The sequence below is a fragment of the Streptomyces sp. NPDC056361 genome, assembly GCF_042262805.1.
Taxonomy (GTDB): domain Bacteria; phylum Actinomycetota; class Actinomycetes; order Streptomycetales; family Streptomycetaceae; genus Streptomyces.
Genome location: NZ_JBHJQI010000002.1, coordinates 94,778 through 119,659, shown reverse-complemented (window position 1 = coordinate 119,659; position 24,882 = coordinate 94,778). Strand labels below are relative to the sequence as shown.

Annotated in this window: 20 protein-coding genes; 16 read left to right on the top strand and 4 right to left on the bottom strand. The window is 73.2% G+C overall.

Annotation, left to right across the window (positions count from 1 at the left end; translation table 11 throughout):
- The first annotated feature begins 1 nt into the window (after position 1).
- The 7 genes from ACFCY7_RS01390 (at position 2) to ACFCY7_RS01360 (ending at position 9,972) form a co-directional block, all read left to right on the top strand.
- Positions 2–2,167 carry a trypsin-like peptidase domain-containing protein gene (locus ACFCY7_RS01390; protein ID WP_376480387.1) on the top strand — a complete coding sequence of 722 codons (2,166 nt, stop codon included), beginning with the start codon at positions 2–4 and terminating at the stop codon, positions 2,165–2,167.
- Positions 2,164–3,168 carry an AAA family ATPase gene (locus ACFCY7_RS01385; RefSeq protein ID WP_376480386.1) on the top strand — a complete coding sequence of 335 codons (1,005 nt, stop codon included), beginning with the start codon at positions 2,164–2,166 and terminating at the stop codon, positions 3,166–3,168. The genes ACFCY7_RS01390 and ACFCY7_RS01385 overlap by 4 nt, the downstream gene beginning before the upstream one ends.
- Positions 3,169–3,172: 4 nt before the next feature.
- On the top strand, positions 3,173–6,538 hold the full coding sequence (locus tag ACFCY7_RS01380) for an SAV_2336 N-terminal domain-related protein (protein ID WP_376480385.1): 3,366 nt from the start codon (positions 3,173–3,175) through the stop codon (positions 6,536–6,538).
- Between the two features lie 51 nt (positions 6,539–6,589).
- A complete protein-coding gene (locus ACFCY7_RS01375) occupies positions 6,590–7,849 on the top strand; it encodes an alpha/beta fold hydrolase (protein WP_376480384.1) in 1,260 nt (419 codons plus the stop codon).
- Positions 7,850–7,858: 9 nt separating this feature from the next.
- Complete coding sequence (locus tag ACFCY7_RS01370; RefSeq protein ID WP_376480383.1) at positions 7,859–8,491, top strand: MBL fold metallo-hydrolase; 633 nt, start codon at positions 7,859–7,861, stop codon at positions 8,489–8,491.
- 154 nt (positions 8,492–8,645) lie between these two features.
- Positions 8,646–9,425: an exodeoxyribonuclease III gene (locus tag ACFCY7_RS01365; protein WP_376480382.1), complete on the top strand. Its 780-nt coding sequence runs from the start codon at positions 8,646–8,648 to the stop codon at positions 9,423–9,425.
- Between the two features lie 103 nt (positions 9,426–9,528).
- The gene (locus tag ACFCY7_RS01360; protein WP_376480381.1) at positions 9,529–9,972 is read left to right on the top strand and encodes a DUF6278 family protein; all 444 of its coding nucleotides are present in this window, start codon (positions 9,529–9,531) and stop codon (positions 9,970–9,972) included.
- 41 nt (positions 9,973–10,013) lie between these two features.
- Here ACFCY7_RS01360 and ACFCY7_RS01355 read toward each other — a convergent pair whose 3' ends face one another.
- Together ACFCY7_RS01355 and ACFCY7_RS01350 are read right to left on the bottom strand one after the other, a co-directional pair.
- Positions 10,014–11,567 carry a CocE/NonD family hydrolase gene (locus ACFCY7_RS01355; protein WP_376480380.1) on the bottom strand — a complete coding sequence of 518 codons (1,554 nt, stop codon included), beginning with the start codon at positions 11,565–11,567 and terminating at the stop codon, positions 10,014–10,016.
- 90 nt (positions 11,568–11,657) lie between these two features.
- Complete coding sequence (locus ACFCY7_RS01350; RefSeq protein ID WP_376480379.1) at positions 11,658–12,863, bottom strand: hypothetical protein; 1,206 nt, start codon at positions 12,861–12,863, stop codon at positions 11,658–11,660.
- A gap of 116 nt (positions 12,864–12,979) precedes the next feature.
- Between ACFCY7_RS01350 and ACFCY7_RS01345 the strand changes: the two genes are divergently transcribed.
- On the top strand, positions 12,980–14,266 hold the full coding sequence (locus ACFCY7_RS01345; protein ID WP_376480378.1) for a cytochrome P450: 1,287 nt from the start codon (positions 12,980–12,982) through the stop codon (positions 14,264–14,266).
- Here the strand turns inward: ACFCY7_RS01345 and ACFCY7_RS01340 are convergent.
- Positions 14,232–14,963, bottom strand: coding sequence for a hypothetical protein (locus ACFCY7_RS01340; protein ID WP_376480377.1), 732 nt, complete (start codon positions 14,961–14,963; stop codon positions 14,232–14,234). The two genes, ACFCY7_RS01345 and ACFCY7_RS01340, sit on opposite strands and share 35 nt — an antisense overlap.
- A 104-nt stretch (positions 14,964–15,067) precedes the next feature.
- Here ACFCY7_RS01340 and ggt point away from each other — a divergent pair, with 104 nt between their 5' ends.
- Positions 15,068–16,876 carry a gamma-glutamyltransferase gene (gene ggt, locus ACFCY7_RS01335; RefSeq protein ID WP_376480376.1) on the top strand — a complete coding sequence of 603 codons (1,809 nt, stop codon included), beginning with the start codon at positions 15,068–15,070 and terminating at the stop codon, positions 16,874–16,876.
- A gap of 8 nt (positions 16,877–16,884) precedes the next feature.
- Here ggt and map read toward each other — a convergent pair whose 3' ends face one another.
- Positions 16,885–17,652, bottom strand: coding sequence for a type I methionyl aminopeptidase (map, locus tag ACFCY7_RS01330; protein WP_376480375.1), 768 nt, complete (start codon positions 17,650–17,652; stop codon positions 16,885–16,887).
- A gap of 32 nt (positions 17,653–17,684) precedes the next feature.
- Between map and ACFCY7_RS01325 the strand changes: the two genes are divergently transcribed.
- The 7 genes from ACFCY7_RS01325 to ACFCY7_RS01295 all read left to right on the top strand — a co-directional run bounded on the left by ACFCY7_RS01325 (position 17,685) and on the right by ACFCY7_RS01295 (position 24,845).
- Positions 17,685–17,936 (top strand): helix-turn-helix domain-containing protein, encoded by a 252-nt coding sequence (locus ACFCY7_RS01325; RefSeq protein WP_376480374.1) that lies wholly within the window; start codon positions 17,685–17,687, stop codon positions 17,934–17,936.
- A gap of 65 nt (positions 17,937–18,001) precedes the next feature.
- Positions 18,002–18,382 (top strand): PPOX class F420-dependent oxidoreductase, encoded by a 381-nt coding sequence (locus ACFCY7_RS01320; RefSeq protein ID WP_376480373.1) that lies wholly within the window; start codon positions 18,002–18,004, stop codon positions 18,380–18,382.
- 91 nt (positions 18,383–18,473) lie between these two features.
- Positions 18,474–19,964 (top strand): UL36 very large tegument protein, encoded by a 1,491-nt coding sequence (locus tag ACFCY7_RS01315; protein WP_376480372.1) that lies wholly within the window; start codon positions 18,474–18,476, stop codon positions 19,962–19,964.
- A 296-nt stretch (positions 19,965–20,260) separates the two neighbouring features.
- Positions 20,261–21,103, top strand: coding sequence for a nitrilase-related carbon-nitrogen hydrolase (locus ACFCY7_RS01310; RefSeq protein WP_376480371.1), 843 nt, complete (start codon positions 20,261–20,263; stop codon positions 21,101–21,103).
- Complete coding sequence (locus ACFCY7_RS01305; protein WP_376480370.1) at positions 21,100–22,380, top strand: aspartate aminotransferase family protein; 1,281 nt, start codon at positions 21,100–21,102, stop codon at positions 22,378–22,380. Before ACFCY7_RS01310 ends, ACFCY7_RS01305 begins: the two co-directional genes overlap by 4 nt.
- 31 nt (positions 22,381–22,411) lie before the next feature.
- Positions 22,412–23,815, top strand: a complete 1,404-nt coding sequence (gene hydA, locus ACFCY7_RS01300) for a dihydropyrimidinase (RefSeq protein ID WP_376480369.1) — start codon at positions 22,412–22,414, stop codon at positions 23,813–23,815.
- Positions 23,816–23,825: 10 nt separating this feature from the next.
- Complete coding sequence (locus tag ACFCY7_RS01295) at positions 23,826–24,845, top strand: TIGR03842 family LLM class F420-dependent oxidoreductase (protein WP_376480368.1); 1,020 nt, start codon at positions 23,826–23,828, stop codon at positions 24,843–24,845.
- The last annotated feature ends 37 nt before the right edge of the window (positions 24,846–24,882 follow it).

Sequence of the window (24,882 nt, the reverse complement as noted above, 5' to 3'; positions counted from 1 at the left end):
CGTGGATCAGGCCAGACTGGCGCTGATCCGCGGCGGTACGGAGGACGAGACCCGAAGCACCGGCTCCGGCTATCTGATCGGCCCCCGGCTCGTGCTGACCGCCCGTCACGTCCTGGTGAACCGGGAGACCGGCGAGCCGTGGCCGACGATCCGGGTCCGGATCGGCCACTTCGAACACGGGCCGGCGCGGAGCGTCGCGGCCGAACTTCTGTGGACCCCGCAGGACGACCTCGACGTCGCGCTGCTGCGCGTCGACCACACCGCGGACATCCCCGGCGCCGTCACCTGGGGCCGACCCACCGGCCGGGTGCCCCTGCCCTACCAGGGCCTCGGCTACCCGAAGGCCGCCACCACCGGCACCCGCGCCGTCGAAACCCTGGGCGGAGTCCTCTCCCCCCTCTCCGGCAACGGCCGGTACTACGTCCTCGACCAGCGGGCAGCGCCCGTCGCCGCCACGGACGGCACCAACGCCTGGGGCGGCGCGTCCGGCGCCGCGGTCTTCTGCCGCGGCACCCTCGTCGGCGTCGTCGCCCAGGAACCCGAGGCCTACGGCGCCCGGCGGCTCCTCGCCGTCCCCGCGCACTCCTTCGTCGAGGACCCCGGCTTCCTGCACCACCTCGCCGAGCACGCCTGCGCCGTCTCCGACCTCGTCGCGATCGGCGTACCCGCGCCCAGGGCCGAGCCCGGCGCCGAGCGCACCCCCGCCGAACGCGCCCTGGAGTCACTGCTCCTCCCGCTCTTCGCCGACCCGGGCTCCCGCGCCGCCTACGCGCGGGAACTGGCCGGCGACCTCGGCTACGAGACCGGCGACTACCACCCCACCACCGCCGACCTCGTCGCCCTCCTCCGGTCACACCCCCGCGCGCACGCCGCACTCGGCCAGGCCCTCGCCCCGCGCGCCGCCGACCCGGCGTTCCGCGCCCGCCTCACCGCCTTCCTCACCCAGGCGCGGACGCTCGGCCAAGGACCCCTGCTCTCGCCGGACGAATTCGACGAACTCCTCCGCCTGCTGGGCGAGATCGGCCGCGAACAGTCGGCGCTCCTGCCCCAGGCCGCCCGCGACGCCCTCCCGTACGCCGTGCTCCCCGCCGCCCTCGACCGCCCCACCATCGACGACGGCGAACTCGCCGCGACGATCGAGGCACTGGAGGAACTGTCCGACGGAGAAGGCGTCCCCGAGGGCAGCCCGCCCGTCCCGGCCCTGCTCCGCCTCGTCGAGTACGTGGCAGCCACCGCGGAAGGCGAACAGCGCCACGGCCTGCGCGCCTGGTCCACGCGCACGGCCGACCGGATCGGCATCCACGGCGACGCCCTCGCCGAACGGCGCATGGACGCCGCCCGGTGGGCGGAACGCCGCCGGAACTCCCTCGTCTCCCGCGTCGTCATGGAACTGGAACACGACGGCACCGGCGACGGCGACCGGTACCGGTGCCGCATCCTGCTCGTCCGCAGCGACGGCACCCACCGCGTCCTCAAAGGACCGGAGTCCGAGCCCAAGACCCCGCAGGAAGCCGCGAGCGCCCTCGCCGACGCCGTCAGCGCCGCACGCCAGGAGCCGGGCCGGTACGACCACGTGCCCTGGGTGACCGTCGTCGTCGACGAGCACGGCCTCCACCTGGCCGTCGACGAATGGGAGGCCGGCGCCCCGGAGGACGTCCTGCCCCCCTCGCCGATCGGCGCCGACTACCAGGTCTCCCTCAGCTGCCCGGAGTTCGACCGGATCGTCGCCGACCGGGGCCAGGACCAGGAACGCCGCTGGAAGAAGGGCCGGACCGCGGTCGCCGTCACCGGCCCCTCCTGCAGCGACGCGCGGAAACTCATGCACCTGCTCCGCACCGAGCACCGCGACACCGCCCGCGTCGTCCTCCACGGCCCCGCCGACCAGCGCCGGTCCTGGCTCAAGGTCTGCCTCGCCCTCGGCGTCCCCGTCGTGCTGTGGGACCGCGACGCCACCGGATACGAGGACGCCGACCGGCTCGGCGAACTGGCACCCTCCGGCGCGCTCGACGGACTCGCCGAACGGGTACGCGTCTTCCGGAGCCGCACCGCGGCCCACCCGGAGGAACGGCGGGCCCGCCCCTCGCTCGTCTGGGAACCCGAGGGCTCCCACCCGAGGACCGAACTGCTCCACCTGAGGGACCCCTGGAGAGGAACCCACGCGTCATGACCACCTACGACCGGCCGACCGGCCCCGACTCCCCGGAGCGGGCACCCGACGGAGACGACTGGCGCCTCTTCCGCGGTGACGGCGAGCGCCGCCCCGTCGCCTTCCCCGAAGCACCCCCGTGGCGCCGCTTCGACCGCCCGGAATCCCCCACCGGCGCCAAGGTCCCCCACCCCCGGCCCTACCTCATCGGCCCCGACGAGGCCGACGTCGTGAACGCCGCACTCCACCTGCGCCGCCCCCTCCTCGTCACCGGACAACCCGGCACCGGCAAGTCCTCCCTGGCCCATGCCGTCGCCCACGAACTCGGGCTCGGCCGCGTCCTCCACTGGCCGGTCAACAGCCGCTCCACCCTCCAGGAAGCCCTCTACCAGTACGACGCCGTCGGCCGGCTCCGCGAGGCCACCCTGCCGCGCGACGCCGACGGCACGGAACCCGACATCGGCCAGTACATCCAGCTCGGCCCCCTCGGCAACGCCCTCGTCCACCGGGAACGCCCGCGCGTCCTCCTCATCGACGAACTCGACAAGGGCGACGTGGACCTCCCCAACGACCTGCTGACCGTCTTCGAGGAGGGCGAGTTCGTCATCCCCGAACTCGCCCGGCTCCCCAAGAACCACGCGCCCGTCCACGTACAGACCGACCACCCCGACAAGCCCGCCCCCGTCGAACGGGGCCACGTCCGCTGCGCCGAGTTCCCCGTCGTCATCATCACCAGCAACGGCGAACGCGAGTTCCCGCCCGCCTTCCTCCGCCGCTGCATCCGCCTCGACCTCCCCGAACCCGACGAGCGGCGCCTCCGGGACATCGTCGCCGCCCACCTCGGCGACAGCGCCCTCGACCAGGTCGACGACCTCCTGGAGACCTTCCTCGAACGCCGCGCCGCCGGCGAACTCGCCACCGACCAGCTCCTCAACGCCGTCTTCCTCCGCAAGGGCGGCATCACCCTCGACGCGGGCCCCCTCCTCCAGGCCGTCCTGCACCGCCTCGGCGGAGCCGTGTGACGCCGTGATCTCACGCGTGACGCAACTCCTCGCCGACAGCGGACTCGACCTCTCCCACGAGGAGCTCCTCGACGCCCTGTGGCTGGCCGGCAGGCTGCCCCGGGGCGCGGGGTCGCTCGCGCGCGCCGCGGAACGGAACGAGCCGTCCCACCCCGACGGCACCCCCGCACCGCACCCCGAGACCCCCGACCCGGCACCCGAGTCCGCGTCCGCCGGGACACGGCGACCAGCCCACCCCGCCCACCCGCTCCTGGCCTCCGCCGACGGACACCGGACCGCCGGCGACGGAGCGACGGCCCCGTCCCCCGCCCACCCGGTCACCGTCCCCGACCGCCACTCCCTCGGCCCCGCGCGCCTCCGCCTGGAGAAGGCGCTCCGCCCCCTCCGACAGCGCTTCCCCGACCCCCGCCGCCACGCCCTCGACATCCCGGGCACCGTCACCGCCATCGCCGAGACCGGCGTCCGCGAGACCGTCACCCGCCCCCTGCGCACCCGCTGGCTCACCCTCGCCCTCGTCGTCGACGACGGCGTCTCCATGGTCCTCTGGCAGCGCCTCGCCTCCGACATCCGCACCCTCATGGAACGCGCCGGATCCTTCCGCGACGTCCGCGTCTACGGCCTCGACACCCGCGGCGGCACCCCGACCCTGCGCAGCAGCCCGTACAGCCACCGCGCCCGCCCCGAGTCCCCGAAAGCCCTCTGCGACCCGACCGGCAACACCCTCGTCCTCGTCCTCAGCGACGGCGTCGGCGAAGCCTGGCGCGACGGCGGCATGCGCCGGGTCATGCACTCCTGGGCCCGAACCGGCCCCACCGCCATCCTCCACGCCCTCCCCACCCGCCTCTGGCCGAGCACCGGCATCCCGGCCCGCTCCTGGCAGGTCACCACCCCCGGCCGCGGCGGCCCCACCCGGTCCTGGCACGTCACCGACCCCGACCTCCCCCCGGAACTCGTCCGCTTCGACTCCGTCCCCGTCCCCGTCCTCGAACCCACCCCCACCGCCATCGGCGACTGGGCCCGCCTCGTCGCCGCACCCGGCGCCACCGCCCTCCTGCCGCTGTGGGACGCCGACCGGAGCCGCACCACCCCGCCCGCCGACGGCGATCCGGGCCGTCCCGACGACGCCCCCCGGACGACCGGCGCCGCGTCCGTCCTCCGCTTCAAGGCCGCCGCCTCCACCGAGGCCTACCGCCTCGCCGCCCACATGGCCGCCGTCGCCCCCGTCACACCCCCCGTCATGCGCCTCGTCCAAGCCGCCCTCGGCCCGCCCACCGACCCCGGCCACCTCACCGAGGTCTTCCTCGGCGGCCTCATGCACGAACTCGACCCCACCGAGCCCCGACCCCTGCCCCACCTCCGCCGCTTCGACTTCCACCCCGAAGCCCGCCGCACCCTCCTCACCGCCGTCCCCCCGAGAGAACTCCTCCACACCGCCGACGTCCTCACCCGCCGCCTCGAATCCGCCATCGGCCGCGCCCCCGTCTTCCCCGCCTGGGTCGGCCACCCCGACGGCACCGCCCTCATCGACCACCCCGACCGCTCCTTCGGCTGGATCCAGACCCAACTCCTCACCCGCCTCGGCCTCCCACCCCTGCCGGGGAGCGAGGAGCCGGAGCCGTACGGCGAGGAGATCCAGGAGATCCAGGAGATCCATGAGGTCCAGGAGGCCGGTCCGCTCGTCTCGGCCGCCGTGGGTTCGGATGAGTCGGGGACGGGGGGGCCGGGCGTGGAGGGGCCGGAGGTCCCGCAGGTCCCGACGGCGGCCTCCCGCGGACAGGCGGGGCGGGACGACGTGGCCATCGCCCTGCGGAAGCACGAACTCGCCGATCGTGTGCGGGAACTCGGCACTGACCATCCCGACACTCTCGGCGCCCGGACCGACCTCGCCTTCGCCTACAGGGACGCGGGGCGGTTCGAGGAGGCGATCGCTCTGCTGGACGAGGTGGTCGTCGACTCCGAGCGGGTGCTGGGACCGGACCATCCCGACACCCTCATTGCTCGCGCCGACCTCGGCTACTCCTTCAGGAAGGCCGGGCGGCTCGACGAGGCGATCGCCCTGGAAGAGCGGGTTATGGCCGACCGAAAACGGCTCCTGGGTCTTGAACACCCCTCCACTCTGGCCGCCGGTGCTGCCCTCGCCTTCTCCTACTCCGAGGCGGGGCGGACCGACGAGGCCGTCGTCCTGGACGAGTGGGTCTTGGCCGCCCGCGAGCGGGTCCTGGGCCCTGAGCACCCCTCCACCCTCACTGCGCGGACGAGCCTCGCTTTCAGCTACTCGAGTGTGGGGCGGTTGGACGAGTCGATCGCTCTGCGGGAGCGAGTGGTCGCCGACTTCCAGCGGGTTCGGGGACCGGAGGATCCCTCCACTCTCACCGCTCGTGCCGACCTCGCTCGGGCCTTCAGACGAGCGGACCGGACCGATGAGGCCATCGTCCTACAGGAGGAGATCGTGGCCGCCCTCGGGCGGGTCCGGGGTCAGGAGCATCCCGACACGATCACCGCCCGTGCCGATCTCGCCTTCTCCTACGGGAAGGTGGACCGGTTCGACGAGGCCATCGCCATCGAGGAGCAGGTGGTCGTCGACTTCGAGCGGGTTCTGGGGCCGGAGCACCCCGACACGCTCACTGCGCGCGCCGACCTCGCCTTCTCCTTCAGGCAGGTGGGGCGGATCGACGAGGCCATCCGCTTGGAGCAGCAGGTGCTGGCCGTCCGTGAGCGGACCCTGGGCCCGGAGCATGCCGACACGATCACCTCCCGTGCCAACCTCGCCTTCTCGTACTACCAGGCGGGGCGGAGCGACGAGGCCATTGCTTTGGAGGAACCGGTGCTGGCCGTCCGTGAGCGGACCCTGGGCCCGGAGCATGCCGACACCGTATCGGCTCGCGCCAACCTCGCCGCCTCCTACCGGCAGGCGGGGCGGTTCGACGAGGCCATCGCCCTGCAGGAAGATGTGCTCGCCGAACGGGAACGGGCCTTGGGATCGGCGCATCCACGGACCGTGAACGCCTCTGCCGCCCTCGCCATCTCCTACTACCAGGCGGGGCGGAGCGGTGAGGCCATCGCGCTGGAGGAACCGATCCTGACCCTCCGCGAGCGGGTCCTGGGACCGGACCATGCCGATACGGTCAACGCCCGCGTCAACCTCGCCTTCTCCTACCGGCAGGCGGGGCGGTTCGACGAGGCCATCGCCCTGCAGGAGCGGGTGCTCCGCGACACCGAGCGGATCCTGGGCCCTGAGCATCCCGACACCGCCACTGCTCGTCACGACCTGGACCACTCCATCGAGCTGCGGGGGCGGATGCGGGGGACCGGCGTTCCCGGGCAAGGAGTCCTCTTCGACAGCGACGACGACCCGGAGGCCTCCGGCTAGATCGCGCCCCCGGACGTACGGGCTCCGGTGAAAGATGAGAGGGTCTTGCGGGTGAGTGAGACATCGACGAACACCCTGCAATACCGCGTCGACGGCCGGGAGGACGCGCCGGTCCTGGTCATCGGGCCCTCGTTGGGGACGACATGGCACATGTGGGACCGGCAGATACCCGAGCTCACCCGGGAGTGGCGGGTGGTGCGGTACGACCTGCCGGGGCACGGGGGTGCGCCGGCGCAGCCGTTCACGTCGGTGGCGGAGCTGGGGGACCGGCTGCTGGCCACGCTGGACGGGCTCGGGGTGCAGCGGTTCGGGTACGCGGGGTGTTCGCTGGGCGGGGCCGTGGGTCTCGACCTGGCGTTGCGGGCGCCGCACCGGGTGGCGTCGTTGGCACTGGTAGCGACGTCGCCGCGGTTCGGGAGCGCGGACGAGTTCCGGCAGCGGGGGGTGATGGTCCGGGCGAACGGACTGGAGCCGATGGCGAGGACGGCGCCGGAGCAGTGGTTCACGCCGGTGTTCGCGGGGGCGCAGCCGGCGATCGTCGACTGGGCCGTGCAGATGGTGCGGACGACGGACCCCGCCTGCTACATCGCGGCGTGCGAGGCGCTGGCCGTGTTCGACGTGCGGGAGGCGCTCGGGAGGATCGGGGTGCCTGCGCTGGTGCTCGTCGGGTCCGAGGACCAGGTGACCGGTCCCGCCGAGGCGAGGACGCTGGTGGCGGGGATCGCGGACGCGCGGCTCGCGGTGGTGCCGGGTGCTTCGCACCTGGCGCCGGTGGAGCAGCCCGCGGCCGTCACGGATCTGCTGTGCGAGCACTTCGCGGGGAGCGCGCAGGAGGCGAGCGGGTCGTTGGCGGTGCCGCCGATGCCCGCCGGGCCGGTGCCCGTCGCGGAGCCCGTGCCGGCCGCGCCGCCGGCCGAGGCGGCGGAGGCCGGGCGGCCCGACCCGTACGAGAAGGGGCTCGGGCTGCGCCGCGAGATCCTGGGCGACGCGCATGTGGACCAGGCGCTCGCGGCCGACCCGGACGGCGCGTTCCAGGGGCTGGTCACCCGGTACGCCTGGGGCGAGGTCTGGGGCAGGGAGGGGCTCGACCGGCGTACGCGCAGCGCGGTGACGCTGACCGCGCTGATCGCCGGGGGGCACCGGGAGGCGCTCGCCGACCACACGCGGGCCGCCCTGCGCAACGGCCTGTCGGCGGAGGAGATCCGCGAGATCGTGCTGCACGCGGGCGTGTACTGCGGGCTGCCGGCCGCGGAGACGGGGCTGCGGGTGGTCGCCCGCGTCATCGAGGAGGAGACGACGCCTCCGGCGTAATCTGGCGGCGTGAAGCTGACGAAGAAGTCCCACGCCTGCGTACGGCTGGAGAAGGACGGGCGGACGCTCGTCCTGGACCCCGGCATGTTCACCGAGGAGGACGCGGTCCGTGGGGCGGACGCGCTGCTCGTCACCCACGAGCACCCCGACCACTTCGACGAGGGTCGGCTGCGCGCGGCCCTGGAGGCCAACGAGGCCGCCGAGATCTGGACGCTGCGGAGTGTCGCGGAGCAGCTCTCGGCGGCTTTCCCCGGGCGGGTGCACACCGTCGGGCACGGCGACGCGTTCACGGCGGCCGGTTTCGAGGTGCAGGTCCACGGCGAGCTGCACGCGGTGATCCACCCGGACATCCCGCGGATCACGAACGTGGGCTTCTTCGTCGACGACGCGGTGTTCCACCCCGGCGACGCGCTCACCGTGCCCGACCGGCCCGTGGACACGCTGCTGCTGCCCGTCATGGCCCCGTGGAACAAGATCTCCGAGGTCATCGACTACGTCCGGGAGGTCAAGCCGCGTCGGGCGTACGACATCCACGACGCCCTGCTCACCGACCTGGCCCGGCCGATCTACGACCGCCAGATCGGCGCGCTCGGCGGCACCGACCACGCGCGCCTCGCGTCGGGCGCGTCCGCCGAGGTCTGAGCGGGGCCGTCGAGGCACGGGCGGGGCATTCGAGGCTTGGGCGGGGCCGGCGAGGCTCGGGCCGGTCCGGGAAGCCGGCCCGGGGGGAGCGGGGCACGCCCTCCGGTGCCGCCGCACCGGTCGACTGTCACACCCCGCCAGTAGGCTTGCGGGCATGCGCATCGCCACCTGGAACGTCAATTCGATCACCGCTCGGCTGCCGCGGCTGCTGGCCTGGCTGGAGAGCACCGGCACGGACGTGCTGTGCATCCAGGAGACCAAGTGCACGGCCGAGCAGTTCCCGACCGAGGAGCTCCGCGCCCTGGGGTACGAGTCGGCGGTCAACGCCACCGGCCGGTGGAACGGCGTGGCCCTGGTCTCGCGGGTCGGCCTCGCCGACGTCGTCACGGGTCTGCCCGGCGGCCCGGAGTACGACGGGGTGGAGGAGCCCCGGGCGATCTCCGCGACCTGCGGCCCGGTCCGGATCTGGTCGGTGTACGTGCCGAACGGCCGGGAGGTGGCCCACGAGCACTACGCCTACAAGCTGCGCTGGCTGGAGGCGCTGAAGGCGGCCGTCGCGGAGGACGCGGCGGGGGAGCGCCCCTTCGCGGTGCTCGGCGACTACAACATCGCCCCGACGGACGACGACGTCTGGGACCGGGCGGTGTTCGAGGGCGCCACGCACGTGACGGAGCCGGAGCGGGCGGCGCTCGCGGGCCTGCGCGAGACCGGGCTGACCGACGTGGTGCCGCGCCCGCTCAAGTACGACCACCCGTTCACGTACTGGGACTACCGCCAGCTCTGCTTCCCGAAGAACAAGGGCATCCGCATCGACCTGGTCTACGGCAACAAGCCGTTCGCCGAGGCGGTCTCGGACAGCTATGTGGACCGTGAGGAGCGCAAGGGCAAGGGCGCGTCGGACCACGCGCCCGTGGTCGTGGACCTCGACGTCTGACCGTGGTTCCTCCCGTCGTGCGACGGACGGTCCGCCCCGGCGGCGGAGATCGTTTCCGCGCGCCGGGTGGTCGGCCGGTGGCCGACGGTGCGAGGCTGTTCGGATGAACATCCCGTTTCTGGACAACTGGCGCAAGCGGCATGAGCCCGAGCCGGCCGACGCTCCCCTGGCCGCGGCCTTCGACCGCGATCCGGAGGGCGTGGCCGAGCTGCTCTCCGAGTGCGAGCTGCTGCGTGCCCGGGTGGGGGCGGCCGGCGTGGTCCTGGACGACACCCCGCGTTCCCTCCAGGAGCTCGACCAGCTGCCGCCGCGGTGGCGGAACGATTCCGAGGAGCTGCCCTGGATCGGGAACGACGCCGGGCTCTACCTCGGCACCGTCATCGTCCGGAACGTGCCGGACGCGCGGTGGCAGGTGTGGCCGGGCGGCGGACCGGTGGTGCGGCTCGCCTCCGGCCGGGAGATCCAGGTCGTCGAAGCCGGCCTGGACTGGGCGATGACGGGCTCGCCGGAGCTCTCCCAGGTGTACGCCGAGGCCGCCGAGTACTGAACCCGCGCCCCGCCCGCGCCACCCTGCCGCCGGGGATGCGGCTACTCCTCCCGCAGCGGAACCGACACGTACGACGGGTCGGACGACGGGGAGGAGAAGGTCAGTCGGGCGCCGGTCGGGTTGTGCTCGATGTACAGCGGGTCGACGGTGTCGACGACCAGTGCGAGCCGGTGTCCGGCCGGCACGTCGTACGCCGTGGAGAACAGCTCCAGGTCGACGGCGAACGGCTTTCCCGGCGTCCGGTCGTGGAAGGTGTGCGGCGCGTTGGTGACGAGCTTGCCGACACCCAGCGGACCGACGTCGTAGAGGTACGCGACGAGGGTGCCGCTCTCCTCGGTCGGGGTCACCGTCGTGTGCACCTTCACCGTGCCGCGCACCCGCTGCGGGGTGTCGTACCGCTCGGAGTGCCAGACGCCGGCGAACGCGCGGGGGAGCAGGGGGACGGACACGACGGGCGGGGTGCGGAGGAACTGGTCGAGGGCGTTGGTGAGCAGTGTGATGCCGCCGTTGGCGCCGGAGTCGACGTTCGCCCAGACCCGCTGTGTGTCGCCGAGGGCGAACTTCCGCTGGTTCGCGTTCACCGACTTCCAGTCCGGGTATCCCTCGTAGCCGCCGGTGGAGCGGGACTTGAGCTGGACCGGCTGCTCGCGGTCGACGCCGTTGTCGGCGCCCTTCAGGTAGTGGTCGAACCAGCGGTGGGCGCTGGTCCAGGTGTCGTTGGGGAGCCCGAACAGGCCGGTGGCCTCGGCGGTGGCGTGGTCGCCGGGTCGGAACTCCAGCCGCTTGGGGCCGGTGAGCTTCTCGTAGAAGCTCGCGTACTGGTTGGGCGGGAAGATCGTGTCCCCCCACGCGTTCCCGAGCATGATCGCGGCGCCGTTGGCGTTGATCCGGTCCAGGTGGGTCGCGGGCGACCTGGTCCGTCCCCAGGCGATCATCTCGTCCTCCTTGTCGAGGTTCGACGAGAGGAAGTCGCCCAGGATCTCCTTGAGTTCGGGCCCGGGGCGGCCCGTGAGGAAGCCGGCTCCGCCGAGCAGCCCGGCGGCCTGGAGGTGCTGGGTCCGCCCGCTGTAGATCGACTCGATCAGGTCCGCCCAGCCGCTCAGTGCGGCGACGGCCTTGATCCGCGGGTCGTGCGCGGCGGCGAGCAGGCTGATTCCGGCGCCGTACGAGACGCCGGCCATGCCGATGCGGGCCGGGTCCGCGGGCGTGTTCGCCAGGGCCCAGTCCACCACCTTCGACGCGTCGGCGACGTCCTTGGGCCCCGCGGTCTCGATCTCCCCGCCGGACTGCCAGAAACCGCGCGAGTTGTAACTCACCACGACGTAACCGGAGTCGGCGAGCTTCTGCGCCTGCGCGAGGTACTCGATCTGGGGCATGGCCCAGCTGGTGGGCAGCACGATCACGGGGTAGCGGGTGGACCCGTCGCTCCCCGCCGGCGTGACGACGTTCGCCTTGAGGACGGTGCCGCCCTCGCCCGCGATGTCGACGAACCGGAGGGAGCCGGCGGTCTCGGCGGCCTGCGCGGCGGGCGCGAGCCCGAGCGCCGTCCCGGCCACGAGGGCGGCCGAGACGGCGAGGACCAGGGATGTGCGCACGGGTCACTCCTCACTGGGGCACTGATGGGGGGCAGTGAAAGTGACCCGACGGTAACCGGCCAGGCTTACCCGTGGTAACTGGTCGGTAAGTTACGTGCGGGTAACGATTGGGGGGTCGCTCTCGAAGGCGAAGGTCTCCGCGAAGTCGGCGTGGGCCTCCTCGTACCGCTTGACCGCGAGGAGGAACATGGACCGGTCGGTGAGGGCGCGGGCGACGGCGGAACGGCCCTCGGGGAGGCGCCGGGCGAGCGCGACGCCCTCGTCGAGGTCCGGGCGGAGCGCCTCCTCGGCCCGTCGGCCGCACGTCTCCCAGTGGAGCGCCCGCCGGACGGTGAGGCGGCGCTGGGCGGCGATCAGCCCCGGGAGGTCGCCCGACTCGCGCAAGGCGGCGACCCGCTGGTCGAGGGAGGGGATGGAGGCGAAGTACTCCTCGCGCATGTCGGGGGACCACCCGTGGTGGGGGTGGACCCCGAACGCCGGCAGCGGGGCGTCCGGAGTGGCGGCCGGCTCGGCCGGCCGGCCCGAGAGGACGAGGAGGGTGACCCAGGAGGCCTGGATGTTGCTCCAGCTCACCGGCTCTCCGCCCGCCGCGAGACGGGCGAGCAGGGTCAGTGCCTCGCGCCGCGCGGCGGCTCCCTCGGACCGGCGTCCGGCCGCCCGCAGCATCCGGGCGTAGTGGTCCAGCTTCCAGACCAGGCAGGCCAGTGGGGAGCGGTTCTCCGCCGCCGTGCGCCGCGCGTCCGCCACGACGCGCGCGAACACCTCCAGGGCCTCCCCGTGCCGTCCGGCCGCGTCGAGTTCGGCCGCCCACTCGATCAGCGTCCAATCGGACACGTCGGCGGACCCGGGCACGATGTGCCCGGCGTACAGGTCGGCCGCCTCTCCGTGACGCCCCTCCTCGGCCAGGACGACCGCCAGTCGCCCGTACTGACCGGCCTCCGCCAACTCCTCGCACACCGCGCGGCCTTCGGCCCGCCGGCCGGCGGCGAACAGTGCGTGCTGGTAGCCGCGCAGGGCGCTCCTCAGCTGGTCCTCACGGCCCCGCGCCTCCGCGTCGTACCGCCGCACCGTGTCCACCGCCTCCGCGTACAGGGCCACGTGCGCCTTCGGGTCCCTGAGTTCCCAGGTGCGCGCGACCAGTGCGCGCGCCAGCTTGGGCAGATAGATCCGTGGGCTCACCTGCGCGAGGGTCCGGTACGCCTCGATCTCCACCCGGCTGCTCGGCCGGTCCGAGGCGAGCAGCAGGACCCGCGCCCGCAGCACCGCGTCCTCGTCGTACTTCCCTGCGTTCCCCATGTGCCCCCTGTTCTCCGTGTGATGCACGACGGAGATTCTGGGAGTCGGGCGACGGCCCGGACAAGGCTTGCGAACTGTGCGTTCCGTCCTACGAAAACCGGCCCTGACCTGTCATGATGGATACGTCATCACCCCTGGAGCGGCTGCCGGCGGGAGGCACGGTGGGGGAACAGGTCGACGTACCCGACGTCTTCGATCCGCGGATCTACGCCGCGGGCATCCCGCACGACCGCTTCCGGGCCCTGCGCGACCACCACCCGGTCGCCCGCCAGGAGGAGCCCGAGATCCTCGGCTGGCCCGCCGGGTCCGGCTTCTGGGCCGTCACCCGGCACGCCGACGTGGTCCGCGTGCTCAAGGACTCGGGGACGTACTCCTCACGCCTCGGCGCCACCCAGATCCGAGACCCCGCCCCGGCCGATCTGCCGTTCATCCGCAGGATGATGCTCAATCAGGACCCGCCGGAGCACGGCAGGTTGAGGCGACTGGTCAGTCGCGCCTTCACGCCGGGGCGGATCGAGCGGTTCGCCGTGACCGCGCGCGAGCGGGCCGGGAAGCTGCTCGCCGGGGCGGTCGCGGCCGGGGGCGAGGTGGACCTGGTCCGGAGCGTCACGGACGACTACGCGCTCCTCAACCTCACCGATCTGCTCGGGGTGCCGGCGGGCGACCGGGGGCTGCTGCACACCTGGACCGAGCGGGTCATCGCCTACCAGGACCCGGACGAGCCGCCCGTGCTCGACGCGGAGGGCCGCCCGGTGAACCCCCGGTCGCCCGCCATGCTCGCCGAGATGTTCGCGTACGCCCAGGAGCTGGCGGCGTACAAGCGCGAGCATCCCGCCGACGACGTCATGACCTCGCTCGCCACTTCCGAACTCGCCGACGCGGAACTGGAGATGTTCTTCTTCCTGCTGACCGTCGCGGGCAACGACACCGTCCGCAGCGCCGCCCCCGGCGGACTCCTCGCGCTTGCCGAACACCCCGACGAGCAGCGGAGGTTGTGGAGCGGCGCGGTGGCCATGGACACGGCGGTCGACGAACTCCTGCGCGTGCACCCGCCCGTGCTGTCCTTCCGGCGCACGGCGGACCGCGACACCGAGTTGGCGGGGCAGCCGATCGGGGCGGGGGAGAAGGTCGTCGTGTTCCACGCCTCCGCCAACCACGACGAGCGTGTCTTCGCCGACCCGCACCGCCTCGACCTGGGGCGGACGCCGAACCCGCACGTGTCCTTCGGGGACGGGCCGCACGTCTGCCTCGGCGCCCACTTCGCCCGGCTTCAGCTCCGGGTGCTGTACGAGGAGGCGCGCGGGGCCTGCGGGGGGCTGGCGCTCGCCGGACCGCCCCGCAGGCTCGTATCGAACTTCATCAACGGCATCAAGTCGCTGCCGGTGCGGCTGCGGGAGCCGTGAGGGCGAGCCGCGTGACGTCGGCGACCAGCTCCACCACGTCGGGCCCGTACGCCTGGGTGTTGACGACCTTGAGGAGCAGCACGAAGGAGCCCGAGCGGTGGGTGCGGGCCAGGGACTCGTGGTGGCGCGCCAGGTAGCGGGTCGCCGCCTGGTTGGTGATGGCGCGCTGCCCGCAGAAGAGGAAGACGGGGCGGCCGCCCTCCCCGGCGGTCAGTCGGGCGAGGATCACGTACTCGGAGACGCCCTTGTCCATGGGGTAGTGCTCGGTGCCGACGGTGATCTGCCCCTGGGTGCCGGACGGCTGCACGTCCACGTTCATGGTCACGCCCGGCAGCAGCGTGGACAGGTGGGCGGCCATCCGGCGGTTGGAGTACGGGCCGCCGACGCAGAACTCGGTGCGGTCGCCGAAGCCCTGGTGGGCGACGTCGTGCGCGAGTATCCGGGCCTGCGCGCCGCAGTCCTTGATGAGGGCGGAGAGTTCGAGCATGGCGAAGACGTCGAAGCGGTGCACGACGTTGTCCCCACCCGCCTCGCGGTTCACCACGAGCAGGCACTCCGAGCTGCCCGGCAGCCCGAAGAAGGCCTGCTTGCGGCGGAGCCTGCGCCGCCAGAGGTAGGTGCGGGCCAGCCAGCCCAGGGAGGCGCTGACCCCGGTCGCCAGGACTCCCAGCACGATGTTCCGCACGTCTTCGTTCATGGCCGCGCATGCTAGCGGTCGACCGGCCTCTTGTTCGAGGCGGTCCTGACGGAACGGGCGGGGGGAAGTTACGCTGCGCGGACGGTCGTTGACTGGAGGTAGGAATGCGTCGCTCCGCCGCTGGGAAGGTCTCCGTTCTCGCCGTCGCGGCGACGGTGCTCTCGATGGGTGCCGCCGCCCCGGCCCAGTCCCCGCCTTCCGCCGCGCCGCCACCCGTCAAGGAGCCCGTCGCGGTCGGCTACGGCGGCGCCGTAGCCAGTGTCGACGCCGACGCCTCGGCCGCCGGTGTCGAGGTGCTCCGCAAGGGGGGCAACGCCGTGGACGCGGCCGTCGCCGTCGCGGCGGCCCTCGGCGTCACCGAGCCGTACTCGGCGGGCATCGGGGGCGGCGGGTTCTTCGTGTACTACGACGCGAAGAGCCGTACCGTGCACACCATCGACGGGCGCGAGACGGCGCCCCGCTCCGCCGACGCGAACCTGTTCACGGAGAACGGCAAGCCCATCCCGTTCGAGGAGGGCCAGACCAGCGGCCTCGGTGTCGGCACCCCGGGCACCCCGGCGACCTGGCAGACCGCGCTCGACGCGTGGGGCAGCAGGCGACTCGGCACCCTCCTGGAACCCGCCGAACGCCTCGCCCGCGACGGTTTCACCGTCGACGCGACCTTCCGTTCCCAGACGGCGGCCAACGAGGCCCGGTTCCGCGACTTCCCCGCCACGTCCGAACTCTTCCTGCCGGGCGGTCAGTTGCCGGTGGTCGGCACCCCGTTCAAGAACCCCGACCTGGCCCGTACGTACGAGAAGCTCGGACGCGAGGGTGTCGGAGCGCTCTACCGGGGGCCGCTCGCCCGGGACATCGTGAACACCGTCCGTACGCCCCCGGTCCGCGCAGGCGCCACCCGGACCGTACGCCCCGGCGACCTGACGGAGGGTGACCTCGGCGCGTACCGGACCGTGTTCCGCAAGCCCACCAAGGTCTCCTACCGGGGTCTCGACGTGTACGGCATGGCCCCCTCGTCGTCCGGCGGCACGAGCGTCGGCGAGGCGCTGAACATCCTGGAGGGCACCGACCTCGCCGCCGCCTCCCCGGCCGGATACCTGCACCGGTACATCGAGGCCAGCCGCATCGCGTTCGCCGACCGGGGCCGCTGGGTCGGCGACCCGGCCTTCGAGTCCGTGCCCACCCGGGGGCTGCTCTCCCAGCGGTACGCCGACTCCCGGGCCTGCCTGATCCGCGACGGCGCCGCCCTGACCAGCCCGCTCCCGCCCGGCGACCCCGCGAACCCGGTGCCGTGCGCGACCGGCGGCACGGCGGCCCCGACCACGTACGAGGGCGAGAACACGACCCATCTGACGGTCGCCGACAAGTGGGGCAACACCGTCGCCTACACGCTGACCATCGAGTCCACCGGCGGCAGCGGGATCACCGTGCCGGGCCGCGGCTTCCTGCTGAACAACGAGCTGACCGACTTCTCCTTCGCGCCGGCGAACCCGGCCGTGCACGACCCGAACCTGCCGGGTCCCGGCAAGCGGCCGCGCTCCTCGATCTCGCCGACGATCGTCCTCGACGGCCACGACCGGCCCGTCCTCGCCCTCGGCTCCCCGGGCGGCGCCACCATCATCACGACCGTCCTCCAGACCCTCACCGGTGTCCTCGACCGGGGCCTCCCGCTCGTCGACGCCATCGCCGCGCCGCGCGCCAGCCAGCGCAACCAGGCCACCACGGAACTCGAACCCGCCCTGTGGAACAGCCCGTTGAGGGCGGAACTGGAGGGGATCGGGCACGGCTTCCGGCAGAACCCGGAGATCGGCGCGGCGACCGGCGTCCAGCGCCTTCCCGACGGCCGCTGGCTGGCCGCGGCGGAGACGGTCCGAAGGGGCGGCGGCTCGGCGATGGTGGTCCGCCCGGCGTCGTAGGAGGCGCCCTACAGGGCGGTGAGGATGCGCGGGCCGTCGTCCGTGATCGCCACCGTGTGCTCGGCGTGGGAGGCGCGGGAGCCGTCGGAGGTGCGGATGGTCCAGCCGTCGCGGGCGGTGTAGTGGTCGTCCGTGCCGCCGCCGATGAGCATCGGTTCGATCGCGAGCACCATGCCGTGCCGGAGCTTCATGCCGCGGCCCGGGCGTCCCTCGTTGGGGACGCCCGGGTCCTCGTGCATGGCGCGGCCGATGCCGTGGCCGCCGAAGCCGTCGGGGATGCCGTACCCCGCTTCGCGGCAGACCCGCCCGATGGCGTGCGCGATGTCGCCGATGCGGTTGCCGACGACGGCCGCGGCGACGCCGGCCTCCAGGGCCCGCTCCGCCGCGGCGATCAGACGGGTGTCCTCGGGCCGGGCGCGGCCGACGGTGAAGCTGACGGCCGCGTCGCCCGCCCAGCCGCCCAGGGTCGCGCCGCAGTCCACGGACACGAGGTCGCCGTCGGCCAGCCGGCCCGGGCCGGGGATGCCGTGCACGATCGCGTCGTTGACGGAGAGGCACACGACCGCGGGGAACGGCACCGGCGCCCACTCCGGGTGGTAGTCCAGGAAGGGCGACCCGGCCCCCGCCTCCGCCAGGACCTCGCGCGCTGCCCGGTCGAGCTCGGTCAGCTCGACGCCGGGCGCCGCCTTCTCCCGCACGGCCGCGAGGGCGCGCGCCACCACGCGGCCGGCCTCGCGCATGGCCGCCAGGGACTCGTTCGTCTTGATCTCCACCATGCCAATTACTATACCGGTATTAGAATGGCGCCATGGTGCGCACACCCCTGACCCCCGAAGAGCGCGAGCGCGGCGAGCGCCTCGGCCTGCTGCTGCGTTCGGCGCGCGGCGAGCGGTCCATGGTCGAGATCGCCGCGGCCGCCGGACTGTCCGCCGAGACCCTCCGCAAGATCGAGACGGGTCGGGCCCCGACACCGGCCTTCTTCACCGTCGCCGCCCTCGCCGGGGTCCTCCACCTCTCCATGGACGAGCTCGTCGTGCTCTGCGCCCCGGCCCCGGTCTGACCCCGGCCCGACCGGCGCTCCGGCCTTGCCCGCACTCTCGGGAAGACACCCCCTAGGCTCCGGGCATGATCTCCGAAGAGCTGCGGCGCGGCCGCTACGTCAGCCTGACCACCTTCCGCAAGGACGGCACCGGGGTCGCCACACCCGTCTGGTACGCGGTGGAGGGCTCCGAGCTGTACGCCTGGACCCGCACCGACTCCTGGAAGGTCAAGCGGCTCCGCAAGGACCCCCGGGTCGTGGTCGCCGTGTGCGACGTGCGCGGGAACGTCCCCGAGGGGGCCGAGCGGGTGACCGGCGAGGGCCGGCTCGTGCAGGGCGAGGAGCTGCGCCGGATCAGGCGCCTGCTGTCGCGCAAGTACAGCTGGCAGTTCTGGCTGACCGACGTCCCCGCCATGATCGTCCGGCTCGGCAAGCGCCCGCACACCGGGATCGTCGTGACGTTCTGAAAACGGTCCGTAGTCGTCCTGTAACACGACTGCGGTCCAATACCTCGCGGACCGGAAGGTTCCAGTCGACTGCGGGGCAGGTGCGTGACGCATGACGGTGTATCGACTACCGGCGGAGATCGCCGAGTTCACGGGATGGCTGACCGGGCTCGCCGGGCGCCTCCAGCCGGGCGCCGGCTGGTACGGCGTCTTCGCCGAACGCGACCCGGACGGGCTGCGCGCCTGCTTCGACGGGAGGGAGCTCCTGCCCTGGGACGTCGTCGAGTCCCTCCTCCAGGACGCCGGCGAAGTCGCCGACGGGCCCCTCGCCGCCCAGGGCCGGACCCTGTACGCGGCCGCCGCCACCGCGTACGACCGCCGGCCCGGCGGAGCGGACGCGCTCGCCGAACGCCGCGACCTCATGGAAGCCGAACGCCGGCACGCCGAAACCCGCGCCCGCGAACTCGGCGAACGCCTCCGCGCGACCCCCGCGCCGGGCCCCGACGCGACCGCCCGCCTGGAACACGACCTCGCCTGGACCCGCGACGACCACGCCAGGGCGGTGGCCCGCGTCCACGACCTGACGGGCCGGCTCTCCCGGGTGCGGGAGGAGGCGCGGGGGCCTGTCGCCGTCCGACCGGTGGCCGCCGCGGCGGACCGGCGCGTCGGACCCGTGCTCGCCGTACGGGAGGGACCGGCGGGGCACATGCTCGCCGCAGGGGAGCGACCCGCCGGGCCCGTGCTCGCCGTACGGGAGCGACCCGCCGGACCCGCGCCGGCCGCGCCGGAGCGGCCTACCGCGCCCGTGTTCGCGGCGACGGCCCCGGCCGTCGGCCCGGCGGGGGCGCCGCCGGCGGGCGGTGCGAAGGGTGTCCGGGGCAAGCGGCGACCGCGGGGTGCCCGGTACGCCTGGCTGGAGGAGAGCGCCGAGGGGCCGGAGGCGACGACGGCGCCCGAACCGCTGCCCGCACTCCCGGCAGGGGGAGTCGCGCCCCGGGGCGCCCGGTTCGGGGGAGCGGCCGGACCCGACGGGAGCGGCGGTGCGGCCGTGCCCCCGCGTCCGGACTCCGAGGAGGCCGTACGGGCCGCCGCCAACGCGGTCTACGCGCTCCGGAGGCTCCGCGCCCAGGGCCGCAGCGGCGAGGCGCACGCCCTGCTGTGCGAGGCGCTCGACGGGCCGCCCGCCCGGCTGCCTGCGCTCGCGGCGGAGCTGCACCGGGCCGGGCTCGGCGCCGACTGGGCCACCCTGCTCTGGGAGGCGGCCTCGCTGCCGCCGGGGCGGCTCGCCGCCGTCGCCGGCGCGCTGGCGGACGCGGGCCGGGCCGCCGACTGCGAGCAGCTCCTGCGCCAGGGCGTGGCCCGGCCGGTCGAGGAGCTGGCCGGGGCGTGCGCCGCGCTGCGAGCCGAGGACCACCACCGCGAGGCGCAGGCCCTGCTCACCGCCTTCGTCCGGGTCCGTGCCCCCGAGGACGCCGCCCGCCTCGCGGGCGCCGACCCGCGCGGCCTGGTCCCGCAACTCCTCGACGCGGCCCGCGCGGTGTCCGCCTCCCGTGAGCGCGACCTGCTGCACGCCCTGCGCGTGGCGGGCCTGGCGGGGGTCTGACGGGCGTCTGGCGGGGGCCGGGAGGGGCTTGTGGCGAGGGCCCCGCGAGGGGTCCTCACGGGGGTCTGGCGGCCCTCGCTCGCGCGTACCGGTCCGGGGGATGTTTCGTGCGTTCCGTACTGGTCCGTACGTGTCGGTACGTGTCCGACGTCGACCACTCGGGTATGAAACATGATCGACCCGGCCGCTTCGCGGCGGCGGTCTTGCTCCGGGGTGTGACGGGGCTTACGTTCTCCTCCTACGCACCGCGTCTACGTGCGTAGAGGCTCTCTGACGCCGTGCCGAAGGAGCAGCTCATGACCGACGTCGTACGCGCCGCGCTCGTCCAGGCGACCTGGACGGGCGACACCGAATCCATGATCGCCAAACACGAGGAGTACGCCCGGGAGGCGGCCCGGCAGGGTGCCAAGGTGATCGGTTTCCAGGAGGTGTTCAACGCCCCCTACTTCTGCCAGGTCCAGGAGCCCGAGCACTACCGCTGGGCCGAACCCGTCCCCGACGGCCCCACCGTCTCGCGGATGCGGGAGCTCGCCAGGGAGACCGGGATGGTGATCGTGGTCCCCGTCTTCGAGGTCGAGAGCGAGGGCTTCTACTACAACACCGCCGCCGTCATCGACGCCGACGGCAGCTACCTCGGCAAGTACCGCAAGCACCACATCCCGCAGGTCAAGGGCTTCTGGGAGAAGTACTACTTCCGCCCGGGCAACGCCGGCTGGCCGGTCTTCGACACCGCCGTCGGACGGGTCGGGGTCTACATCTGCTACGACCGGCACTTCCCGGAGGGCTGGCGCCAACTCGGACTCAACGGAGCGCAGTTGGTCTACAACCCGTCGGCCACCCACCGCGGCCTCTCCTCCTACCTCTGGCAGCTGGAGCAGCCCGCCGCCGCCGTCGCCAACGAGTACTTCGTCGCCGCGATCAACCGCGTCGGCGTCGAGGAGTACGGCGACAACGACTTCTACGGCACCAGCTACTTCGTCGACCCGCGCGGCCGCTTCGTCGGCGACGTGGCCTCCGACAAGGAGGAGGAACTCGTCGTCCGCGACCTGGACTTCGGCGTCATCGAGGAGGTGCGTCAGCAGTGGGCCTTCTACCGGGACCGCCGCCCCGACGCGTACGACGGGCTGGTGCAGCCGTGAGCAGCCTCTTCGACCGGCACAAGGCCGTCATCCCCGACTGGGTCGCCCTCTACTACCGCGACCCCATCGAGATCACCCACGGCGAGGGCCGCCACGTCTGGGACGCCGACGGGCGCAGGTACCTCGACTTCTTCGGCGGCATCCTCACCACCATGACCGCCCACGCCCTGCCCGAGGTCACCAAGGCCGTCGCCGAGCAGGCCGGGCGCATCATCCACTCGTCGACGCTCTACCTCAACCGGCCCATGGTGGAGCTCGCCGAGCGGATCGCCGGCCTCTCCGGCATCCCCGACGCCCGCGTCTTCTTCACCACCTCCGGCACCGAGGCCAACGACACGGCCCTCCTCCTCGCCACCGCGTACCGCGGCTCGAACCAGATCCTGGCCATGCGGAACAGCTACCACGGCCGGTCCTTCTCCACCGTCGGCATCACCGGCAACCGCGCCTGGTCGCCCACCGGCCTCTCCCCGCTCCAGACCCTGTACGTCCACGGCGGCGTCCGCACCCGCGGCCCGTACGCCCAGTACGGCGACGAGCGGTTCACCGAGGCCTGCGTCGCCGACCTGGAAGACCTGCTGGGCCACACCCGGAACGTCGCCGCCCTCATCGCCGAACCCATCCAGGGCGTCGGCGGCTTCACCTCCCCGCCCGACGGCCTGTACGCCGCCTTCCGCCGCGTCCTCGACCGGCACGGCATCCTCTGGATCACCGACGAGGTGCAGACGGGCTGGGGCCGCACCGGCGAACACTTCTGGGGCTGGCAGGCCCACGGCCAGGCCGGGCCGCCCGACATCCTCACCTTCGCCAAGGGCATCGGCAACGGCATGTCCGTCGGCGGGGTCGTCGCCCGCGCCGAGATCATGAACTGCCTCGACGCCAACTCCATCTCCACCTTCGGCGGCTCCCCGGTCACCATGGCCGCCGGGCTCGCCAACCTCTCGTACCTCCTCGAAAACGACCTCCAGGGCAACGCCCGACGCGTCGGCGGCCTCCTCATCGAGCGCGTCCGGGCCGCCTGCGCCGGGGTCCCCGAGGTGCGGGAGGTCCGCGGCCGCGGCCTCATGATCGGCATCGAACTGACCGAGCCGGGCACCGATCGAGCCGCCCCGGACGCGGCCGCCGCCGTCCTGGAGGCGGCCAGGGAAGGCGGGCTGCTCATCGGCAAGGGCGGCGGCCACAACACCAGCACCCTGCGCATCGCCCCGCCGCTCTCCCTCACCGTCGCCGAGGCCGAGGAAGGCGCGGCCATCCTCGAACAGGCCCTCCGCACCCTCTAGTACGCCCCCCAGCCGGGAGAGGAGCAGTCCCGTGAGCACCCGTACCCTGATCAGGGGCGGTCTCGTCGTCACCGCCGCCGACGAAGTCCACGCCGACGTGCTGATCGAGGACGGCCGCGTCGCCGCCCTCGCGGCCCACGGCTCGGACGCGGCGGCGGGCTGGACCGCCGACCGGACCATCGACGCCACCGACCGCTACGTACTGCCCGGAGGCGTCGACGCCCACACCCACATGGAGCTGCCGTTCGGCGGCACCTCCGCCTCCGACACCTTCGAGACCGGCACCCGCGCCGCGGCCTGGGGCGGCACCACCACCATCGTCGACTTCGCCGTCCAGAGCGTGGGCCACAGCCTGCGTGAAGGGCTCGACGCCTGGTACGCCAAGGCCGACGGCAACTGCGCCGTCGACTACGCCTTCCACATGATCCTCTCCGACGTCAACGAGCACACGCTCAAGGAGATGGACAAGCTCGTCCAGGAGGGCATCACCTCGTTCAAGCTGTTCATGGCGTACCCGGGCGTCTTCTACAGCGACGACGGCCGCATCCTGCGCGCCATGCAGCGCTCCGCCGACAACGGCGGGCTGATCATGATGCACGCCGAGAACGGCATCGCCATCGACGTCCTCGTCGAACAGGCGCTCGCCCGCGGCGAGACGGACCCCCGCTACCACGGCGAGGTCCGCAAGGCCCTCCTGGAGGCCGAGGCCACCCACCGCGCGATCCAGCTGTCCCGGGTCGCCGGCGCGCCGCTCTACGTCGTCCACGTCTCCGCCGAGGAGGCCGTCGCCGAGATCGCCGCCGCCCGCGACAAGGGCCTCCCGGTCTTCGGCGAGACCTGTCCCCAATACCTCTTCCTGTCCACCGACAACCTCGCCGAGCCGGACTTCGAGGGCGCCAAGTACGTCTGCTCGACGCCGCTGAGGCCGAAGGAGCACCAGGCCGCGCTCTGGCGCGGGCTGCGCACCAACGACCTCCAGGTGGTGTCGACGGACCACTGCCCGTTCTGCTTCGTGGGTCAGAAGGAGCTGGGCCGGGGGGACTTCTCGAAGATCCCCAACGGCCTGCCGGGCGTCGAGAACCGCATGGACCTGCTCCACCAGGCCGTCGTCGACGGGCACATCTCGCGCCGCCGCTGGATCGAGATCGCCTGCGCGACCCCGGCCCGGATGTTCGGCCTCTACCCGCAGAAGGGCACGATCGCGCCCGGCGCCGACGCCGACATCGTCATCTACGACCCGCACGCCCGCCAGACGATCTCCGCGGCCACCCACCACATGAACGTCGACTACTCCGCGTACGAGGGGAGGGAGATCACCGGTCAGGTCGAGACGGTCCTCTCGCGCGGCGAACCCGTCATCGACCAGCGGAAGTTCACCGGCCGCGCCGGACACGGCGCCTTCACCCCCCGCTCCACCTGCCAGTACCTGAACTAGGAGAACGACGTTGGACTTCGGACTCGTCCTGCAGACCGACCCGCCGGCCTCGCAGGTCGTCGGGCTGATGCGCCGGGCGGAGCGCAACGGCTTCCGCTACGGCTGGACCTTCGACTCCGCCGTGCTGTGGCAGGAGCCCTTCGTCATCTACAGCCAGATCCTCGCCAACACCACCAAGCTGCACGTCGGCACCATGGTGACCAACCCGGGAACGAGGACGTGGGAGGTGACGGCCTCCACCTTCGCCACCCTGAACGACATGTACGGCAACCGGACCGTCTGCGGCATCGGCCGCGGCGACTCCGCCATGCGCGTCGCGGGCCGCAAGCCGAACACCCTGGCCCGCCTGGGCGAGGCGATCGAGGTCATCCGCGACCTGGCGGAGGGCCGCGAGGCGGAGGTCGACGGCAACGCGATCCGCATCCCGTGGATCAAGGACGGCAAGCTGCCGGTGTGGATGGCGGCGTACGGCCCCAAGGCCCTGGCCCTCGCCGGGCAGAAGGCGGACGGCTTCATCCTCCAGCTCGCCGACCCGTTCCTCACCGAGTGGATGGTCAAGGCGGTCCGGCAGGCCGCCGTGGACGCCGGCCGCGACCCCGACGCCCTCACCATCTGCGTCGCCGCCCCCGCCTACGTCACGGCGGACGACTCGCCCGAGGCCCTGGCGCACGCCCGCGACCAGTGCCGCTGGTTCGGCGGCATGGTCGGCAACCACGTCGCCGACCTGGTCGCCAAGTACGGCGAGCACTCCTCCATGGTCCCGGAGGAGCTGACGGCGTACATCAAGGACCGCCAGGGCTACGACTACTCCCACCACGGCCGCGCCGACAACCCCGACACCACCTTCGTCCCCGACGAGATCGTCGACCGCTTCTGCCTCCTCGGCCCCGCCGAGGCCCACATCGACAAGCTCCGCCACCTGAAGACCCTCGGCGTCGACCAGTTCGCCGTCTACGACATGCACGACAACCGGGAGGGCACGATCGACGCGTACGGCACCGACGTCATCCCGGCCCTCGCGGACGCGTAGCGCCCCGCGGCGACGGGAGCCCCGCCGGGTTGGCGGC

Coding starts and splice junctions, on each gene's coding strand:
- ACFCY7_RS01340 (WP_376480377.1), bottom strand. CDS start 14,963: ATGAACGAAGACGTGCGGAACATCGTGCTGGGAGTCCTGGCGACCGGG.
- ACFCY7_RS01360 (WP_376480381.1), top strand. CDS start 9,529: ATGAACATCCCGTTTCTGGACAACTGGCGCAAGCGGCATGAGCCCGAG.
- map (WP_376480375.1), bottom strand. CDS start 17,652: ATGGTGGAGATCAAGACGAACGAGTCCCTGGCGGCCATGCGCGAGGCC.
- ggt (WP_376480376.1), top strand. CDS start 15,068: ATGCGTCGCTCCGCCGCTGGGAAGGTCTCCGTTCTCGCCGTCGCGGCG.
- ACFCY7_RS01350 (WP_376480379.1), bottom strand. CDS start 12,863: ATGGGGAACGCAGGGAAGTACGACGAGGACGCGGTGCTGCGGGCGCGG.
- ACFCY7_RS01310 (WP_376480371.1), top strand. CDS start 20,261: ATGACCGACGTCGTACGCGCCGCGCTCGTCCAGGCGACCTGGACGGGC.
- ACFCY7_RS01345 (WP_376480378.1), top strand. CDS start 12,980: ATGGATACGTCATCACCCCTGGAGCGGCTGCCGGCGGGAGGCACGGTG.
- ACFCY7_RS01325 (WP_376480374.1), top strand. CDS start 17,685: ATGGTGCGCACACCCCTGACCCCCGAAGAGCGCGAGCGCGGCGAGCGC.
- ACFCY7_RS01315 (WP_376480372.1), top strand. CDS start 18,474: ATGACGGTGTATCGACTACCGGCGGAGATCGCCGAGTTCACGGGATGG.
- ACFCY7_RS01365 (WP_376480382.1), top strand. CDS start 8,646: ATGCGCATCGCCACCTGGAACGTCAATTCGATCACCGCTCGGCTGCCG.
- ACFCY7_RS01385 (WP_376480386.1), top strand. CDS start 2,164: ATGACCACCTACGACCGGCCGACCGGCCCCGACTCCCCGGAGCGGGCA.
- ACFCY7_RS01320 (WP_376480373.1), top strand. CDS start 18,002: ATGATCTCCGAAGAGCTGCGGCGCGGCCGCTACGTCAGCCTGACCACC.